Genomic DNA, 18198 nt, shown 5'->3' on the forward strand with positions numbered 1-18198 from the left:
TCTGTTTACTTTCCGGGAGAGCCCTCTCCCTTTGCGCCGCCTTGGCGGCGATTGATCTGCTCTGGCTTGGTTTCGGGGCCGGCCGCCGCGGCGACGGGCTCCTCGGCTTTGACCACATGGACCTTGGCGCCTTCGGAAAGGCGCGAGAAACCGCTGGTCACGATCGTCGTCCCGGGCTCCAGCCCCGACGTGACGACGACGAGATTCTCATCCTGCCGTCCGGTCGTGACGCTTTTCATTTTCGCACGACCGTCTTCGCTAAGAGTATACACGAAGGCGCCGTTCGGTCCGCGCTGCACGGCGGGGCTCGGCGCGACGATCGCATTGTGGATCGTGTCGAGCATCAGGCGGACGTTGACGAACTGGCCCGGCCAAAGCGCCAGATTATCATTTGCGAAAACGGCCTTCAGCTTCACTGTCCCGGTGAGCTGGTCGATCTGGTTGTCGACCACTTTCAGCTCGCCCGTCTCGATCACGCTCGCATTGTCGGGGCCGAGCGCGCGCACTGTGGCGGCGCCGTTGGCCTGCGCCTTCTGCACCGCCGGCAGCGCCTGCTGCGGCAGCGTGAAGACGACGTAGATCGGCTTGAGCTGCGTGATGATGACGATGCCGTTCTGATCGGACGGGTGAAGGATATTGCCGACGTCCACGAGGCGGATGCCGACGCGTCCGTCGATCGGCGAGCGGATCGTGGCGTAATCGAGCGTCGTCCTTGCGTTGTCGATCGCCGCCTGATCGGCGCGCACTTGCGCCTCGAGCTGGCTCACTTGGGCTTTCTGGGTCGCATACTGCTGCTGCGACAGAAACTTGCCGGCGACGAGCTTTTCGTAGCGCGCCATGTCGACGCGGGCATTGGCGAGATTGGCCTCGTCCTGCGCTTTCTTGGCGACGGCCTGATCATATTGCGCCTTGTAGAGCGCCGGGTCGATCTCGGCGAGGACGTCGCCTTTCTTGACGTCCTGGCCCTCGGTGAAGTCGAGGCGCAGCAGCCTTCCATCGACCTGGGTCCGGATCGTGACCGAGTTGAGCGCCTGCACCGTGCCGACGGCGTCGATCGTCACCGGCACGTCCTGAACGCGCGTTTGCGCCGTCGTCACGGTGACGATGGCGTCGCCGCGTCCGCGTCTGCCGTCGGGCTGGTCGGCGGCGGGTTTATCCGCGGCGGGAAAACCCGGCAGCACGCCGGCGCGATAGGCTCCGCCCGCGGCAAGGGCGACTGCGAGCGCGCCGAGCGCCATGAGAATACGCCGGTCGGCGCGTATCATGGATGGATCCCTTTGTCCGCCTCATAGGCGGCGTTTGCGGAAGCGATTTCGGCGTCTCTCGTGGTGGGTGACCATCCGCCGCCGAGAGCCTGATATAGGCTCGTCGCCGATTGAAAATAAGACAGCCGGGCCAGAGCAAGTTGATCCTGGGCCAGGAACAGGGTGTTCTGCGTCGTCGACAGCGTAACGATGTCGATCGTGCCTTCCTGCAGGCGCATCTCGGCGGCTGTCAGCGCGCGCTGGGCGGCCGCGACGGCGAGGCCCTGCAGCCTGACCGCTTGCGCGGTCTGCTTCGAGGCGATGAGCGCATTCTCCGCGTCCGAGAGCGCCGTCAGGATTTGTTTTTTGTAAAGCGCGCCAAGCTCGGCGTAGCGGCCTTTCTGCAGCTCGTAATTTCCCTGCAGATTATAGCCGTCGAAAATCGGCTGGGCGAGATTCGAGGCGATTTGCCAGCCGATCGCCTCGGGGCGCAGAAGATTGTGCAGCAAGGCGGTCTGCACCCCGTATTGGCCGGTGAGCGTGATCGAGGGGAAGAACATCGCCCGCGCTTGCAGCACCGAGAATTCCTGCGAGGCGAGCTGGGCCTCGGCGTTTGCAATGTCCGGGCGGCGCAGCAGCACCTCCGACGGCATGCCCGGCGCGATTTTCGGATAGGAGAGCTTAGTGAGCGATCCGCCCTTAACGGAAAGGCTTTCGGGCGTCTGGCCGACGAGCACGGCGAGCTGGTTTCGCGTTTGCCGCAGGGTCTGCTCCAGCGGCGGGATGCTCGCCCGCTGCTGGGCGACCACGGTCTCCTGCTGCGCCGTGTCGAGCACGCTGGCGACGCCGACCTCGAAGCGCGCCTGAATGGCGCGGTAGACGCGCTCGGCGATGGCGACGTTGTTATGGGCGATAGCCAAGCGGTCCTGGGCGGTCAGCACCTGGAAATAGGCGTTCAGCACCGCGGCGATCGTCGAGATTTCCACCGTGTCGCGGTTGAAGCGGCTGGCGTTGGCCAGCAGCCGCGCGGCATAGGAGGCGTCTTCGTTCTTGCCCCAGAAGTCGATCTCGTAGCTCGCCGTCAGGCCGAGCTGGAAGAAATTGAATTCGCGCGCGCTGAAGGTGTTCGAGGAAGACGTTGTCGTCGAAGACGATGTCGTCGCCGGGGTGAAGCCGCTGCTCGCCGAGCCGATGTTGGTCGTCGTGCCGGGCGTGCGCGTTCTGCGCGCGATGTCCTGCATGGAGATGCTCGGCCAGAGCGCCGCGCTCGAGACGCGCGCCTGGGCGTCCGCCTGCTGAATGCGCGCCACGGCGGCGGCGATGTCGAGATTGTCGCCGACCGCCTGCTCCACCAGCATCGTCAGCTCCCTGGAGCCGAATTTGACCGCGAAGTCCGGGCCCCGCGCGATGGGCTTGGCGGAAGCCGGTTTGGCCTCGCGGAAGCTCTCGGGCGGAGGCGTCGCGAGGTCCGGCTTCTCCCAATCGAGGTTGCAGGACGATAGGCACAACGCAGCCGCCGCGCTGAACGCGGCGCTCCGTTTTTTCCCAGCAAGTGCGAACACGACGTCGGCCGTCAACGGAAGCTTGTCCTTGTTGTTCCGCTGAGGTCTGTCCGCCAAAAACAGGCCGCGGTCAAGATAACTCTATCGAACATGTGGGATTTAGCCAGTCAAGGCTCGAACGACAAAACCACTCCGGCGAAGGTCGCGCCGGTTTGTCCGGTGACGCTCGCCTACGGCGTAGCAAGCGTCAAGTTACCTATCTTTAACCTGCGGCGAAAGCCGCTCACTCCTCGGCGTCGCCCGATTTGGGCGCCGCCGGCTTTGCTGGAGCCGCCGCCTTTGCCGGCGCGGGCTTTGCGGGCGACGGTTTGGCGTCGCTCGGCCGCAGCGCAGGTTTCGCGCTCTTGGCGGCGTCCTGAGCCGCCGCTTTCGGCGGGGCTTTTTCTTTGTCTTTATCCGAGGATTTGGCGGAATCAGGCGCCTTGGCGCCCTTGGCTTCCGTCTTGTCGGCGGGGGCGATGGTCTTGGTCGGACCCGAGATGCGCGTCCATGTCTCGCTCTGGCAAAGGAAGGCGACGAGGCAGCCGCTCAACGTAAGCTGATCCGGCGAATCGAGCGTAATTTTGCCCGTGTAGGTTTTGCCGTCCTCGGGGTTGTAGAGGTCGCCCTTCCAGCTATTCGGGCCGGTCTTCGCGGCGGAGCGCAGAATGAGCGGCGGCGGGCTGCCGTCGCGCATGGGGAGTATGCCCTTTGCGCAGAGCTTGCCTGTGCAATCGAAGAATTCCAGCTTGTCCGTCGGATGGCCGTCGCGCGCCCAAACGCCATAAATGTCCGTGCCGGAAGCCGCAGCTGGCGCGCAAAAAGCCGTCACGGCGAGGATGCTCAGCATTAGTCTCTTCATGACGCCCGGCCCCTGATTCGCATTTGCAGAATATATCGGTCCTCACGCAGCGAAAAACCGAACGCCGGCGCCGTCAAGCCGCATCAGCCTCGCCTTCGGCCGGATGCGGCGGCGGTCCGAGGAACGCCGGCACGATGATGAAGGCCGCGAGCAGAGTGAAGAAGAGGGAAATTGTCAAAAATTCGCCCATGCTCGCCGTGCCGGGATGGCTCGACAGAAAAAGGCTGCCGAAAGCCGTTCCCGTAGTCAGAGAGCTGAAGAATATGGCGCGCGTCAGGCTCGACGCCAGCATATCGACGACGCCCTTTCGCCAGGCGATGACGTAGTAGATGTGGAAGGCGACGCCGACGCCGAACATCAACGGCAGCGCGATAATATTGGCGAAATTGAGCGGCACGCCCAATATTTCCGCCGCCTGAAGGCTCATCACGCCGGCGAGCACGAGCGGCCCGAGCGTCAGCGCGACGTCCTTGGCGTTGCGCAGGGCGATGGCCAGAATCAGGAAGACGGCCACGAAAGCGTAGATTCCGGCTTGCAGAAAGGCTTGGGTCACGGTTTTCCCGGCTTCCGAAATAATGACCGGCGCGCCGCTCGACTCTGGCGCGACCGAAAGCACGGCGTCCGCGAATTTCGTCATCACCTCGAGATCGTTGCCATCGCCCTTCGGCGTCGTCTCCAGGCGCAGGACGCCGGTGGGCGTCATCCAGTCCGACCGGAGCTGCTCCGGCAAGGAGTCGGGCGTCACGCGCTGCGCTTTCAGCGCGTCGCGCATTTGGCCCATGAGCTTTTCGAAGCCCGTGAAGGCGGCGGCGCGCGCCTTTTCGCGGATTTCGGGGCGCGCCTTGGCGAGGCCGTCGAGCGCCGCGGCGAAGCGGAGCGTCTGAGGGGAGGGCGCTTTGGCGACCGCCGCGCGCAGCGTTCTGGCGGCGTTGGTCAGGGCCTTGATCGTCTCGGCGTCGCTCGGGGCAGGTCTCACCTTGGGATAGAGCGCGTCATGCAGCTCCTTCGACGCGCGCTCGATCAGCGCGAGCTTCTCGTCCTGATCCACTGGGATGAGCGATTCGATCGAGTCGACATGATCGACCTCGGGCAGGGCCAGTATCTTCTGCTTCAGCTCGCGGGCGGCCTCGAAGGAAGACGCCAGCGTCTCGATCTTGTTGGGGGCGGTTTTGGGATCGGCGTTCAAGTCCAGGAAGGTTGCGACCGATTCGACTTTCTGGTCGCGCAGATTCATCGGGTTGGAGTCGAAACGCAGCCGCAAAAGATAGGGCGTTCCTGCGAGAACGACGGCGGCGGTGCCAAAAAGGACCAGCTTGCGGTGGTGGGCGATCCAGTGATCGACCGTGGCCAGCGAATGGGTGGCGATCGGCACATGCTCGGCCGGCGGATGCAAAATCTTGATCAGCGCCGGCAGGAAGCTGAGCGTCGCCACATAGGCGATGATCATGCCGACGCCGGCGATGAGCCCCAGCTCGGCGACGCCCAGAAATTTCGTCGGCAGGAAGCAGAAAAAGCCGGCGAGCAGCGAGACGGCGGCGAGGGTGAGCGATCCTCCGATGCCGCGCGTCGCCGCGAGAAGGGCGCGCTCCAGATCGCCGTGGCCGTGGCGCTCCTCACGGTAGCGGGTCGCGAACTGAATCCCGAAATCCACCCCCAGCCCGATGAACAGCGCGGCGAAGGCGACCGAAATCAGATTGAAGCGGCCGATCAGCAGCACGCCGACGCCGGAGGTCATGGCGAGGCCGGCAAGCAGCGTGAGCAGCACCGCCAGGATAAGCTTGGGCGACCGCAGCGCGGCGAGCAGGATGAACGAGACGACGACGAGCGTGCCCGCGGTGTTCAGCGCCATGTTCTCGGAGAGCGTGGCGAATTCCTCATCCGCGAGCGGCGCCTCGCCGGTCAGGCGGAAAAGGAAGCCGTTCTCCTTGGTGACGCCGAGCTCGGCCGCGGTCTTGCGGACAAGCGCGATCGCGTCGGCGGCGGGCTGCAGCGCGGTGAAGTCGAGCGTCGGCGTAATGAGCACGATGCGGCGCTTCTCCAGCGGCGGACCCGCCGGGGCGGCGTCCGCCTTGCCGCCCGCGAGCAGCTTCTCCCAGTCGACCTGCGTCTGGCGACCCGCAAGCGTCTCTTCGAAGGCGCGCGAGAATTCGTCGAGACCCGCGAGATACATGGCCGTCGCGCGCTCGCTGCCGGCGGCGCGTTTCTGGTTGGCGACGAGGACGGTGGAGAGGCCGCGCAAGGTCGGGTCCTGGGCCAGCGGCGTCAGCACGTCGCGCTGGCCGAGCATCATGCCGACCGTATGCTCCACCTCGGGCAGGTCGAGGTAGAGCAAGCCATTTTTCATGAAGAAGGCCGGATCGTCCGGGCGCCAGACGCGCTGCATCAGCGGCTTGCCCGCGAGCGCGGCGGTGAGCCGCGCCGCCGCGTCGTCGGCGGCTTCGCCGGTCTTCGCGTCGATGACGGCGACAATCGAATTCTCGAGCTGGGGGAAGGCGCGATAGAGCGCCGTCTGGTTTTTCCGCCAGGCCATGTTCGGCGAAAAAAGATTTGTGGTGTCCGTATCTATCGCGAAACGCTCGACGGTGAGGTAAACGCCTCCGCCCGTGAGAGCCAGCGTGAGAAGAACCACTGTCCAGGGCCAGCGAAGACAGAAGGCCACCAGTTTTTCCAACATTACCTGACCCCGGACCACATTTGCGACGTTCGCCTAACGGAATAACCGCTAATTATTGTATTCTTCTATACGCGAGCGCGGCCGACCCACCAAGGCGCCGGGACAGGAAAATGCGGGCGATCGTTAAGGATTACAGATAACTCAGCCACCAGAGGTCGCTCCTGCGCCGTTTGATTTCAGCGAACCAACGGCAGAGCGGGTAAAGTCCCACGACCACGAGAATCCAGGCGACATAGGCGCCGGCGAGGCCTGTCCCGAAATCGGCCGGCGGCGCGCCGGACTTGATGACCGCGCTTATGTCTTGGAGCGAGTAGCCCCGCCAGGCCGCGAGCGCCAAGGCCCCGGCGGCGCCGGCGTATAAATGCAACACGTAAAAGAACAGGGGCGTGCGGCCGAATACGACGAGCGCGCGCCCGGCCGCCCCGCGAAGACGCTCCAATGCGGGCAGGGCGAGCGCCGCGCCGCCGAGCGTGACCAGCAAATAGAGAAGCGAGGGCGGATATTTCGTGACGTTGAGGAAGGAAAGCGCCGAGCCGATCTCGTCGGCCCGCAAAGTGAAGGCTCGCGGGTCGCCGTAGAAATTGGTCGCCCGCAGGACGATGAAAAGCGCCAGCGCGCCGAGCCCCGCCTTTCGCAGGACGGCGTCACGCTCCTGGGCGGGGCGTTTGAACAGCGGCCCGAGTCCATAGCCGAGCGCCAGGACCCCGATCCAGGGAAGGGCCGGATACAGCAGGTGGCCGGGGAGATCGAACGGCAAGGCGCCGGGTTCATGAAGCAGCCGCCACCATGGCGCCAGGGCGCCAAAGTCCGCCGCTTTGATCCCGTCGAGCAGATTGTGGCCGAGGAGGATTGCGGCGCCGATGGCGAAAACGACCGCCGGCCGCGCGAGCGACAGGACCGAGAGCGCCAGCAGCCCGCAACCGATCGCCCAAAGCGTGCCGAGGCTGATGCGTCCTGGCCCACCCCAGGTCGGGCTGATCACGACGATCTCGAGCAGGATGAGCCAGACGCCCCGCGTCGCGAGGAAAAGGGTGAGTTCTTTGTGGCTCCGCCGCGCGCCGTAAAGATATGCGCTAACGCCCGCCAGGACGGCGAATGTCGGCGCGCAGAAGTGGGTGATGAAGCGGGTGAAGAACAGAAAGGGATAGGTGTGGTCGAGATCGGTGGGGCTGAAGCGCAGGGCGTCGGCGTCGAAGAAGTCGCGCATATGGTCCAGCGCCATGATGACCATGACGAGGCCGCGCAGCCGGTCGATTTCCGGCAGGCGCGTATCGTCTAGCTGCTTGCTGGGAACGTCCCTCATCCCAACGTCGCGAGCCCCGGGAACAGTTCGAGAAGCCAGAACGACATCTCCTGCACGCCGCCGGTGAGGAAGGCGACGCCGGTAAAGATCAGCAGCACCCCGACGATCTTCTCCACCTTGCCGAAATGCCGGCGGAAGCGGGCGACGAAGGCCAGGAAGCGCCCGAGCGCGAAGCCTGCGACGATGAAGGGCAGGCCCAGGCCCAGCGAATAGGTGGCGAGCAGCGCGGCGCCGCGCGCGACGGTGTCCTGCGTTCCCGCGACGGCGAGAATGGCCGCCAGAATCGGCCCGATGCAGGGGGTCCAGCCGAAGGCGAAGGCGAGGCCCATCACATAGGAGCCGAAGAGTCCCATAGGCTTCGTGATTTCGGCGCGTTTCTCGCGGTAGAGCAGGCTTACCTTGAGCAGGCCGACGAAGTGGAGGCCCATCAGGATGATGATCGCCCCCGCGACCCAGGAGAGAATCTGGAGATTGGCGCGGATCACCGCGCCGAAGGCGCTCGCCGTCGCGCCGAGCGCGACGAAAACGGTCGAGAAGCCGAGAACAAAAAGAACAGCCGACAGGAGGACGTCGCGCCGTGCGCGCGAGCGCGACTCCATCTCAAGATCCTCCATGCTGACGCCGGCCAGATAGGTCAGATAAGGAGGCACCAGCGGCAGGACGCAAGGGGAGAGGAAGGACAGAAGCCCAGCCGCCGCAGCCGCTGGAAAAGTGACGTCCGCCGCCATGGTGGTCCCCTAAAGCATCATTTTTCGGAAGGTGGAGACGTTTCTGCCATAGCCCAGGCCGCGGCGCAAAGGCGCTTCGCCCGTAGGAGGCTGGCGAAGGGATTAATTTCCGTTAATCTGTTAACCATATGTAAGGATTTTCCGATACGCTGACTTCGGGAAACGCGTCGGCGCGGTGGGCAGCATGGAGCTACAGGCCGGATTTCACATCGACATTGCTCGCACGCCGCTTCACGGCCCGACCGTGCGCGTCGATCTCGACGCCTGTCTCAGATTGCCCGACGGGTCGGAGCATTCCTGCCGCATCGTCGAGGCCTCGACCGGCGAGATGGCGCTCTCGGCGCTGGCCGAGCCTTGTTACGGGGATAAGATTTTCATTCATAGCGCCGAGCTTGGCCGATTCGAGGGACGTGTCGAGCGGCAGAGCGACGGCGGTTTCGCCATCGGACTCGATCTGATCGTCACACGGCGCCGCAAGCTTGCCGCGCAGCTCATTTGGTTCGCCAATCGGGACGCCTTCGGTCTGCCGGACGCGCGCCGGCACAAGCGTATCGTCCCGAGGATGCCATGGACGACCATCTGCTTGCAGGGCGGCAAGGAAAATGCGGCCTGGATCAACGACGTCTCCTGCTCGGGAATCAGCGTCGAGACCTCGGCGCAGGCCTCGATTGGAGATCGGGTGTCGCTCGGGGTGAAGACCGCCGTGGTCGGGCGCATCTTCGACGGCGGCTTCGTCGCCGAATTCGACCAGTATTTCGAGGAAGGACAGATCTCCGACAGGCTTCGATTCTGACGCCGCCCCCGTTGCGGCGGCAATGTGACGAAAAAGCCACTTAACTAGAAATTAGCTCCCGGGTTGATCCGGGCCGGTTGCGCCCCCGCTCCGGTATTGAGATAGCTTTTATAACTAAAGGCAGTCGCTGCCGTTTTTTTGAATTCTGGCATTTCCGGGGGATCTTCATGCGCAGAACTGCGATCACGACAACCGCTCTCTGCGCTTTGACGCTCCCAGCCGTCGCCGAGGACACGATCGGCTCCGCCGCCGCCATCGAGAAGGACGTGCAGGGCCTCTCCAGCGGGCGCAGCATGCGCCTTTCGAAGGGCGACGAGGTCTATTTCGACGAGGTGCTGACCACCGGCGCGGCAAGCCGCGGCAAGTTCGTCTTCTCGGACCGCACCGATCTGCAAATGGGCCCTTCGTCGCGGGTGAAGCTCGACAGTTTCGTCTATGCGGGCGGCGCGGGCGCGACTTTCAACGCCGCCAAGGGCGCCTTTCGCTTCGTCTCCGCCCCCGGCGAGCACAAGCCCTATGACGTGCGAACGCCCACCGCGACGATCGGCGTGCGCGGCACCAATTACGGCGTGCGGGTGAGCTCAGGCCGGACAGACGCCGTCCTCTACGCCGGCGCGATCGAGGTCTGCGACGCGTCGGGCGCTCAGTGCCGCGTGCTGGATAAGCCCTGCACCACCGTCACGGTCACGCCCAACCACGTCTCCGAGCCTAAAAAGGTCGGCAAGAAGGATTGGAGCTTCGACAACACCTGCAAGGGCGCGCCGCCGCCCTCGGATCATGGCTCCAACCCGCCGCCCGGCGAACCCGCGCCGCCGCCCCCGCCGGGCGGGGAGGCGCCCAGCTTCAACTGGGGCGGTCCCACGATCGGCTTCACCGCCGGCTCGGTCGTCGGCAACAGCTCTTTCGCCGATCCGGTGCCGCTCAACGGCGCGGCCTTCGCCGGCGGTCTCAAGATCGGCTATATGCTGCCGATCTGGGCCAATATCGTCGTGGGCTTCGAGACCGACGCGCAATTCCGGTCGTCGATCGGCGGCTCATCCAACGGCGAGGGCTCCGTCTCCGGCTCCCGGCCGGGCTATATCGGCACGGCGCGCCTCAAATTCGGCTACGCCTTCGACCGCATCCTGGTCTACGGCACGGGCGGTCTCGCCTATGGCCATATTATCGCGCCCAAGAGATACGCCGGCTTCAACGTGGTCGGCGCGGGCTATTCGACTGGCGCGAGCCTCGACCATGCCTTCCTGCCGGGCTGGTCGGTGGGCGGCGGCGTGAGCTACGCGCTGACGCAGAACATCTCCGTCAACGCCGAATATCTCTACATCAAGCTCCAGCACCATTATCCGGCCTATACCTCCAGCGCTGCGCCGGGGGCCTTTCCTGTGGGCGATCACAGCGGCATGCACGGCATTCGTTTCGGCGTTAATTTCGGCTTCTCGCCGGGCGATCTGGCGCGCCTTATCCGCTAACGCGCGATCTCATTCCAGAACGGCTGCCGCCGCCGGCGGGATAGCGCTCGCCGAGACGGCGGCGCCCCGCCGGGCCTGAAGCCGCTTCGAGAGCGCATGGCCGTAGCCGGCAAGCTTCAATTCCAGTGGGAAGAGAAGCAGGCAACATCCGACCATCGCCGCCGTCAAAGCGAGTTCGGCAATCGCCTCTAAGTCGTTGAAGACCGGGCCGTTGCAGAGCTGTTGCCAGAGATAGATCGAATAGCTCGCCCGGCCGACATAGGACAACGCCCGGTTGGAGAGCATGCTGCGGAACGGGCCTGTCGCGCCCGAAAGCAGGACCATGGCCGGGATGGCGGCGATATAAAGCAGCCGGTAATAGGCGATGAACTCGGCACGCGCGGCTTCGTCTTGCCCGAAGGAGGCGACGACGCCGCGCGGCAGGAAGACGATCACCATCGCCGCGATCAGCGCCGGGACGCGACAGCCCTGCGACGCCGCGATAAGACGCTCGCCGTGTTTCGCCGCCGCGTAGCCCGCGAAGAAGAGGGCATAGGCGATGAGGAAGCCTGTCTTGCCGATCCACCAGATGGTGAAGGCGAAAGGAGCGGCAGCAAAGAGCAGGGCGGCGGCGGCGATCGGCCGGGGCGCCTTGCCTAATTCGAGATAGGCGAAAGCGACCGGAAAGAGCCAGTAGAACTGCTCCTCGAAGGCGAGGGTCCACGTATGGCCGACATACCAGTTGCAGGAAACGTCCGGCGCTGTGGTGTTGCACAGATAAAGCGCGGCGCTCAGGAAGTTTTCTGGAGAGAAGTCTATGAAGCCGGCTGCGCCCAAAGCGAGGCAGAAGGCCAGATAGAGCATCAGCGGCGGGACGATGCGGAAGAAGCGGCGTACATAAAAAGCGGGCGCGGAGAACGCGCCGGAGCTTTCGACCTCGGCGAGGCAGGCGCGGCTGACGACATAGCCGCTGATGAAAAAGAAGATGAAGACGCCGGTCTCGCCATATTGGGAGATGAAGCCGATCGGGCTCGCCTCGTAAAAGGCGCCGATCTCGCGGTTCGCGCCGAGATGATCGAGAAAGACGAGCATAATCGCGAGCACGCGCCAACCGTCGATATAGGCAAGTCTCGTGGCAGGCGCGCGCATGTCTGATCCATAGGCGCCCGGTGGCGCGATTCGGGGTAGGCCCGAAAATTTCAGATCATGACGCTAATGTGAAGCCTGCGGTTCAGCAGCTCCCGTCATTGCGAGGAGCGTAAGCGACGAAGCAATCCAGGGTTGCATCGGCTGTGCTGAATTGCTTCGCTTCGCTCGCAATGACGGGCCGAGCAATGTGCGGCCTAAAACCGATCCGCGCGATAGGGCGACGGGTCCGTAAAAGGCGTCTCGCCCGTCATCATCTCCGCGAGCAACCGCCCGCTGACCGGCCCGAGGGTCAGCCCGTGATGGGCGTGGCCGAAGTCGAACCACAGCCCCTTGTGGCGCGGGGCGGGGCCGAGGACCGGGAGCATATCGGGCAGGCAGGGCCGCGCGCCTTTCCATGGCGCCGGATCGAGCGCTTTCCCGAGCGGGAAAAGGCGCCGCGCGATCGGCTCGCACAGCTCGATCTGCACGGGCGACGGCGGCGCGTCACGAGGCGCGAATTCGGCGCCGCTCGTGAGCCGGACGCCCTTGGCCATGGGGGCAAGGAGATAACCATTGTCGGCGTCGAGCACGGGATGGTTGAGCCTGGCGCCTTCTCCCGGCGCATAATGCATGTGATAGCCGCGCTTGAAGCCGAAAGGCATGACATAGCCGAGCGGCTTGAAAATCTGGTCAGACCAGGGGCCGAGCGCCACGACGGCGTCGCGCGCGAGAATGCGCCCCTCCGGCCCCGCGACGCTCCAGCGCCCATCCGCCTCCTGCGTCAGGCTCGAGGCGTCGCCGTGAATGAAACGCCCGCCGCGCGCGAGGAAGAGATCGGCGTAGGCCTTCGCCAGGGCGCCAGGGTCGCTCACCGAGGCTGTGTCGAGATAATGCACCGCGCCCGCGACAGGCGCGAGATGCGGCTCGCGCACGGCGACATCCGCCGAATCCAGAATGTCGATATGGAGATCATATTTCGCCAATCTCTCGGCGTCCGCGATCCCGGCCCTGAAGGTCGCTTCGCTGCGGAAGAGCTTGATCCATCCGGTGTGGCGCAGCAGCGCATCCGCGCCCGCCTGGGCGATGAGCGCTTCATGCTCGCTGAGACTGTGCTCGATCAGCGGCCGGCGCGCGGCGATGCTTTTTGCGACGCGCTCGGGCGCGCTCTCGCGCCAATAGCGCAGGAGCCAGGGGCCGACGACGCCGGGCAGCGCCGTCAAATGATAATGCGCCTCGGGGAGAAGGTTCAGCGCATATTTGACGAGCCGCGCCGGGTCGCGCGGGAAGACATAAGGAAAGATCGAGGAGCGCTCGATGAGGCCGGCGTTGCCGAAACTCGTCTCGAGCCCCGCCCCGCGCCGGTCGATCATGACCACCGCGCGCCCGCGCGCCTGTAGGCTCAACGCCGCCGAGACGCCGACCATGCCCGCGCCGAGAACGATGACATCCGTGGTCTGCATGCCGCCTCCAGGCTTCTCATATGGTCGCGCGCGCTTTGCAATACAGCCTCGCCGATGCAAGCGCCATGCAACCGGCCGCCCGTCTCTCAGCCGAAAAACGAGGCGAGATAATAGGCGGCGCCCGCCGCAAGCCCGCCCACGAGGAAGGTCTGAAAGCCCGATTTGAACGGATCGACGCCCGTGAGCTTGCCCTTCACTCCGCCGAAGACGATCAAAGCAAGGCCGGTGAACCCCGCCGAGTAAATGAGCGCCTTTTTGATGTCGCTCTCGATCATGTAAGGCGCGAGCGGGATCAGCCCGCCCACGAAATAGGCCGTGGCGATGGTTGCGGCGCTCACCGGCGCGCGCTTGGGGTCGGGCTTTTCGAGGCCGAGCTCGAAACGCATCATGAAATCGACCCAGCGTTTCTTGTCCGCCGAAAGCGCCGCCACGACAGTATCGACCTCGGGCTTGCCGAGCCCATATTCGCCGAAAATTTCGCGCAGCTCCTTTTTCTCCTGCTCGGGGAGCTTTTCGACCTCGGCATATTCACGCTTCTCTTCGGAGTGGAAATGCTCCTGATCGCTGCGCGCCGCGAGATAGCCGCCCAGTCCCATGGCGGTCGCGCCCGCGACAATCTCGGCGAGGCCCGCCGTCACCACGACGCGGGTAGAGGCGATCGCCGCCGTAATGCCCGCCGCGAGCGCAAAGGGGACAGTCAAGCCGTCCGCCATGCCGATGACGACGTCGCGCACCGTCTCGGAGTTGAGAAAATGCCGCTCGACATGTTCGCCCGACGCGGCTTTCGCGCGACGCCCAAAGAGGATCGTGCGCAGCTCCTCTGTGCCCAGCACGCGTTCGAGCTCCACGAAGGCGAAGAAGGGAATGAGCCCGACGCTCGCAATGATCGCCGCCATCAAGATCGCCTGCAGCGAGCCGTCGCCCAGCTTGGGAACGGCATCGGCGACCGTCTTGTCATGGAAGAAGACGCCGATCGCCGTTTCCTCGACGACATGGAAGGCGACGAGCAGGACGCCGAAGAGCAGGGATTTGAGCAGCGCGGGCGCGGCGACGGGCGAGTCTTTTCCCGCCTCGCCGAGATGCAGCTTTTGGCCGATGAGGATGATCTTGGCGAGCGCCAGCGCGTTCACGAGCGCCAGACCCTGCTGGTAGGTCAGGAAATCCTCGTTGAAAATGAAAGCCTTGTGCAAAGTGAACAGGGTCAGCAGCACCCAGAGATAAAGAAAGATGGCGAGGAGTTGCTTTCCCTCCTCCACAACGCCGGACTTGATCCGCGCCAGACGTTCCTGCTCCATCCTGGCCTCCCGAGGAGAGCGCGCCGCTCTACTTGCGGCTCCCATCATAACCGGCTCCATCGGAGCCGTCATCGCGAGGAGCGAAAGCGACGAAGCGACCCAGAGCAGCTACGGTGGCCCTGGATTGCTTCGCTACGCTCGCAATGACGGGAGCTGGAATTAGTGCCGCTTGGCCTCGCGGATGCGATAGACGCCGTCTTCATCGCGCGCAAACGTCTCGTCGACCTGCGGATGGCGGACGGGCTCGCCGGATGTGTCGGGCATCAAATTCTGCTCCGACACATAGGCGACATATTCGGTTTCCGCGTTTTCCGCGAAGAGATGGTAGAAGGGCTGGTCCTTGCTCGGACGCAAATCCTCTGGGATCGACAGCCACCATTCCTCGGTGTTGGCGAACACCGGGTCGACATCATAGATGACGCCGCGGAATGGATAGCGGCGGTGCTTCACGACCTGGCCGATCGCAAATTTGGCAATGCTCTCTCGCGGCATTCTTACGACGCCTTTAACGCAGATTTTACTGCAGCATTTGGTAGCGCAGCGCCCTCGGCGCCGTCAACGGCGCCGAGAGAGAGCAATCATAGTGGCGTTAAATCAAGCCTTTAGTGCGGCGACACCGGGGAGGGTCTTGCCTTCGAGCCATTCGAGGAAGGCGCCGCCCGCCGTCGAGACGTAAGAGAACTCCTGGGCGGCGTGCGCCTGATTGAGCGCCGCGACCGTGTCGCCGCCGCCGGCGACCGACAGGAGCTTCCCTTCCACCGTCAGGCGCGCCGCTGTTTGCGCGACGGCGTTGGTGCCTTCCTCGAAGGGCGGCAGCTCGAAGGCGCCGAAGGGGCCGTTCCAGACGAGCGTCTTGCATTGGGCGAGAAGGGATTCGACCTGAGCGACCGATTTGGGGCCGACGTCGAGGATCATGTCATCCGCGCCGACATGGTCCACCGAAACGATATGCGATGGCGCATGAGCCTCGAATTTCTGCGCGACAGTGGCGTCGACCGGCAGAACGATCGTGCAATTGGCGGCCTTCGACTTTTCGAGAATTGCGCGCGCCGTATCGGCGAGATCGTGCTCGCAAAGCGACTTGCCGACCGCCTTGCCCTGCGCGGCGAGGAAGGTATTGGCCATGCCGCCACCAATCACGAGGTAATCGACCTTGTCGACGAGATTGCCGAGCAATTCGAGCTTGGTGGAAACCTTGGCCCCGCCGACGACCGCCATCACCGGACGCGCCGGATGGGCGAGCGCCGATTCGAGCGCCTCCAGCTCCGCCTGCATGGTGCGTCCGGCGATGGCGGGGAGCTTATGGGCGAGGCCTTCCGTGGTGGCGTGGGCGCGATGCGCGGCGGAGAAGGCGTCATTGACGAAGATATCGCCGAGCTTCGCGACGTCCTCGACGAAGGCCGGGTCGTTCTTCTCCTCGCCTTTGTGAAAGCGGGTGTTTTCGAGAAGGACGACGTCCCCGTCCTTCATCGCCGAAACGACCGTCTCGGCCGCTGCGCCAATGCAATCGTCGGCGAAGGGAATCTGGCGCTTGAGATAATGTTCGAGGGTCGGGAGCACCTGCCGCAGCGAGTCTTCATCGACGCGCTGGCCCTTCGGGCGGCCGAAATGCGAAAGCAGGACGACCTTGCCGCCCTTGCCGGCGATCTCGTTGATTGTCGGCAGAATGCGCTCGATGCGGGTCGCGTCGGTGACGCGCCCCTCCTCCATCGGCACGTTGAGATCGACGCGCAGCAGCACGCGTTTGCCTTTGACGTCGACGCTGTCGAGGGTGCGGAAGGAGGTCATGAGTGGAAGTACTTTCCTGCTGTGAACATGAGGCCGGCGATGCCGATGAGAAGCGTTCCGATGAGACCGAGCATGCCCCAGATGGTGGGAACCTGATTGAAGCGCCCTTCGACGCCCGCGATCCTGCTTTCTATGCCACCAAGGCGGCCCTTCATTTCGGCGACGTCCATCTGGAGACGCAGAAGGTCGGCTTGTTTCGCGCCCGTCTGGAGCATTTCGGAAATTTTGGGCTCCAGCCTGACGAGGAGGCCTTCGATGCGGTCAACCTTTTCTTCAAGACGATCAACACGCGCTTCGAGCATGGGATCCTCCGGGCCGCCGCCGTCGCTTTTGCCTCCGGGAACAACATCGAGTTTCCTACTCGCCATTTGCACCTTCCGGCAGGGCTTTCGTAGCAAAATCTCTGAGAATATTTAATGCGTGCGACTCGACCATGCCGCACCGCTTGCAAATCAAATTGACCGTCTCGATCATAGGGCCTCCATAGCAATGGAGGCGAGCGTCGGCGGCATAGGCGTTTCCGCCTTCATAGACATATTGGGCCGGGGTGGCGAGGAAGAAAGTCTCATTGCCACACCGCAGACATTTGATGTCCGCGAAAGCCTTTTCCAGCGCAAGTCCCAGCTCGGAAGCGCGCTTTCCCCGGTCGGCGTCTCGATGTCCGACGCCTCACTCGGTGGGGTCGAGGAGCCTGTCTCACCCGTCGTCATGCCAGGCTCCCCGATTGGTTGCGCCTTAAATCAGCTTCCCCATCGCCGCCGCCGTATCGGTCATGCGGCCCGAGAAGCCCCATTCATTGTCGTACCAGCTCAAGATGGAGACAAGGTTTCCGTCCATCACCTTGGTCTGGTCGAGATGGAAGGTCGACGAGGCCGGGCAGTGGTTGAAATCGCAGGAGACGAGCTTCTCCGACGTGTAAGCAAGCACGCCCTTCATCGGACCATCCGCCGCCGCCTTGATGGCCGCGTGGATTTCGTCCTTGGTCGTCGGCCGCTTGGCGATGAATTTCAGATCCACGGCGGAGACATTCGGCGTCGGCACGCGGATCGCATAGCCGTCGAGCTTGCCGTTGAGCTCCGGCAGCACGAGGCCCACGGCCTTGGCGGCGCCCGTCGAGGTCGGGATCATGGAAAGCGCCGCGGCGCGGGCGCGATAGAGGTCCTTGTGGAAGGTGTCGAGCGTCGGCTGGTCGCCGGTATAGGAATGGATCGTCGTCATGATCCCCTTCTCGATGCCGATGGCGTCGTTGAGGACCTTGGCGACCGGCGCGAGGCAGTTGGTCGTGCAGGAGGCGTTGGAGACGACCAGATGCTCCTTGGTCAGTCGGTCATGGTTGACGCCAAAGACGACCGTGAGGTCTGCGCCGTCGCCGGGAGCCGAAACGAGCACGCGCTTGGCGCCCGCTTCGAGCAGCATCTTCGCTTTGTCGCGCGCGGTGAAGAGGCCGGTGCACTCCATCGCCACGTCGACGCCGAACTCCTTATAGGGGAGCTCCGCCGGGTTCTTGATGGCGGTGACCTTGATCGGGCCGCGGCCGACGTCGATCGTGTCGCCCTCGACCGTCACCTGATGCGGGAAGCGGCCATGCACCGAGTCGTAGCGCAGGAGATGGGCGTTGGTTTCGACCGGGCCCAGATCGTTGATGGCCACGACCTCGATATCCGTGCGGCCCGATTCGACGATATAGCGAAGGACGTTGCGGCCGATGCGCCCGAAGCCGTTGATGGCCACTCTCACGGTCATTTGGAAAATCTCCTTCTCGCCGCTTGCTCCATGAGGAAAGCGGCTTTCACCCGGCTGCGTCTCTTGCGCCGCGCGCCGGGCCTGATGCGAGGCGAGGGTGTGATAGCACCTCGCGCCCCCCTGTCAACGCGGCGCGCCGCCGTGCGGCATGGATCGTGCTGTCTAATTGGGATTCGCCCGTTTCATGCTACCAA

15 protein-coding genes are annotated in these 18198 nt (G+C 64.2%); 3 read left to right on the plus strand and 12 right to left on the minus strand.

The window, feature by feature from the left end; translation table 11 throughout:
• Positions 1-5 precede the first annotated feature (5 nt).
• The 6 genes from QMG84_RS02385 to QMG84_RS02410 form a co-directional block, all read right to left on the minus strand.
• On the minus strand, positions 6-1265 hold the full coding sequence (locus QMG84_RS02385; protein WP_281930213.1) for an efflux RND transporter periplasmic adaptor subunit: 1260 nt from the start codon (positions 1263-1265) through the stop codon (positions 6-8).
• Complete coding sequence (locus QMG84_RS02390; RefSeq protein WP_281930215.1) at positions 1262-2821, minus strand: efflux transporter outer membrane subunit; 1560 nt, start codon at positions 2819-2821, stop codon at positions 1262-1264. Before QMG84_RS02390 ends, QMG84_RS02385 begins: the two co-directional genes overlap by 4 nt.
• A gap of 208 nt (positions 2822-3029) precedes the next feature.
• Positions 3030-3647, minus strand: coding sequence for a DUF2147 domain-containing protein (locus tag QMG84_RS02395; RefSeq protein WP_281930217.1), 618 nt, complete (start codon positions 3645-3647; stop codon positions 3030-3032).
• A 73-nt stretch (positions 3648-3720) separates the two neighbouring features.
• Complete coding sequence (locus QMG84_RS02400) at positions 3721-6306, minus strand: MMPL family transporter (protein ID WP_281930219.1); 2586 nt, start codon at positions 6304-6306, stop codon at positions 3721-3723.
• 145 nt (positions 6307-6451) lie between these two features.
• Positions 6452-7624, minus strand: coding sequence for an acetyltransferase domain-containing protein (locus tag QMG84_RS02405; RefSeq protein ID WP_281930221.1), 1173 nt, complete (start codon positions 7622-7624; stop codon positions 6452-6454).
• Entirely contained in the window at positions 7621-8352 is a 732-nt protein-coding gene (locus QMG84_RS02410; protein WP_281930223.1) for a cytochrome c biogenesis CcdA family protein, read from the minus strand. Before QMG84_RS02410 ends, QMG84_RS02405 begins: the two co-directional genes overlap by 4 nt.
• 184 nt (positions 8353-8536) lie before the next feature.
• Between QMG84_RS02410 and QMG84_RS02415 the strand changes: the two genes are divergently transcribed.
• On the plus strand, positions 8537-9145 hold the full coding sequence (locus tag QMG84_RS02415) for a PilZ domain-containing protein (RefSeq protein WP_281930225.1): 609 nt from the start codon (positions 8537-8539) through the stop codon (positions 9143-9145).
• Between the two features lie 167 nt (positions 9146-9312).
• On the plus strand, positions 9313-10611 hold the full coding sequence (locus QMG84_RS02420; protein ID WP_281930227.1) for a FecR domain-containing protein: 1299 nt from the start codon (positions 9313-9315) through the stop codon (positions 10609-10611).
• A 9-nt stretch (positions 10612-10620) separates the two neighbouring features.
• Here the strand turns inward: QMG84_RS02420 and QMG84_RS02425 are convergent, their stop codons facing one another.
• The 5 genes from QMG84_RS02425 to QMG84_RS02445 all read right to left on the minus strand — a co-directional run bounded on the left by QMG84_RS02425 (position 10621) and on the right by QMG84_RS02445 (position 16261).
• Complete coding sequence (locus QMG84_RS02425) at positions 10621-11739, minus strand: acyltransferase family protein (protein ID WP_281930229.1); 1119 nt, start codon at positions 11737-11739, stop codon at positions 10621-10623.
• Between the two features lie 194 nt (positions 11740-11933).
• Positions 11934-13178 (minus strand): NAD(P)/FAD-dependent oxidoreductase, encoded by a 1245-nt coding sequence (locus QMG84_RS02430; protein WP_281930231.1) that lies wholly within the window; start codon positions 13176-13178, stop codon positions 11934-11936.
• A gap of 86 nt (positions 13179-13264) precedes the next feature.
• The gene (locus QMG84_RS02435) at positions 13265-13891 is read right to left on the minus strand and encodes a VIT1/CCC1 transporter family protein (protein ID WP_281932079.1); all 627 of its coding nucleotides are present in this window, start codon (positions 13889-13891) and stop codon (positions 13265-13267) included.
• 741 nt (positions 13892-14632) lie between these two features.
• Entirely contained in the window at positions 14633-14965 is a 333-nt protein-coding gene (hspQ, locus tag QMG84_RS02440) for a heat shock protein HspQ (RefSeq protein ID WP_202070666.1), read from the minus strand.
• 102 nt (positions 14966-15067) lie between these two features.
• Positions 15068-16261 (minus strand): phosphoglycerate kinase, encoded by a 1194-nt coding sequence (locus QMG84_RS02445; RefSeq protein WP_281930233.1) that lies wholly within the window; start codon positions 16259-16261, stop codon positions 15068-15070.
• A 2-nt stretch (positions 16262-16263) separates the two neighbouring features.
• On the opposite strand from QMG84_RS02445, the gene QMG84_RS02450 reads away from it, so the two are divergent.
• Complete coding sequence (locus tag QMG84_RS02450; protein ID WP_281930235.1) at positions 16264-16656, plus strand: hypothetical protein; 393 nt, start codon at positions 16264-16266, stop codon at positions 16654-16656.
• Positions 16657-16996: 340 nt separating this feature from the next.
• On the opposite strand, the gene gap is transcribed toward QMG84_RS02450, so the two are convergent.
• Entirely contained in the window at positions 16997-18004 is a 1008-nt protein-coding gene (gap, locus tag QMG84_RS02455; protein WP_281930237.1) for a type I glyceraldehyde-3-phosphate dehydrogenase, read from the minus strand.
• Positions 18005-18198: the final 194 nt, after the last annotated feature.

The organism is Methylocystis iwaonis, assembly GCF_027925385.1.
Classification (GTDB): domain Bacteria; phylum Pseudomonadota; class Alphaproteobacteria; order Rhizobiales; family Beijerinckiaceae; genus Methylocystis; species Methylocystis iwaonis.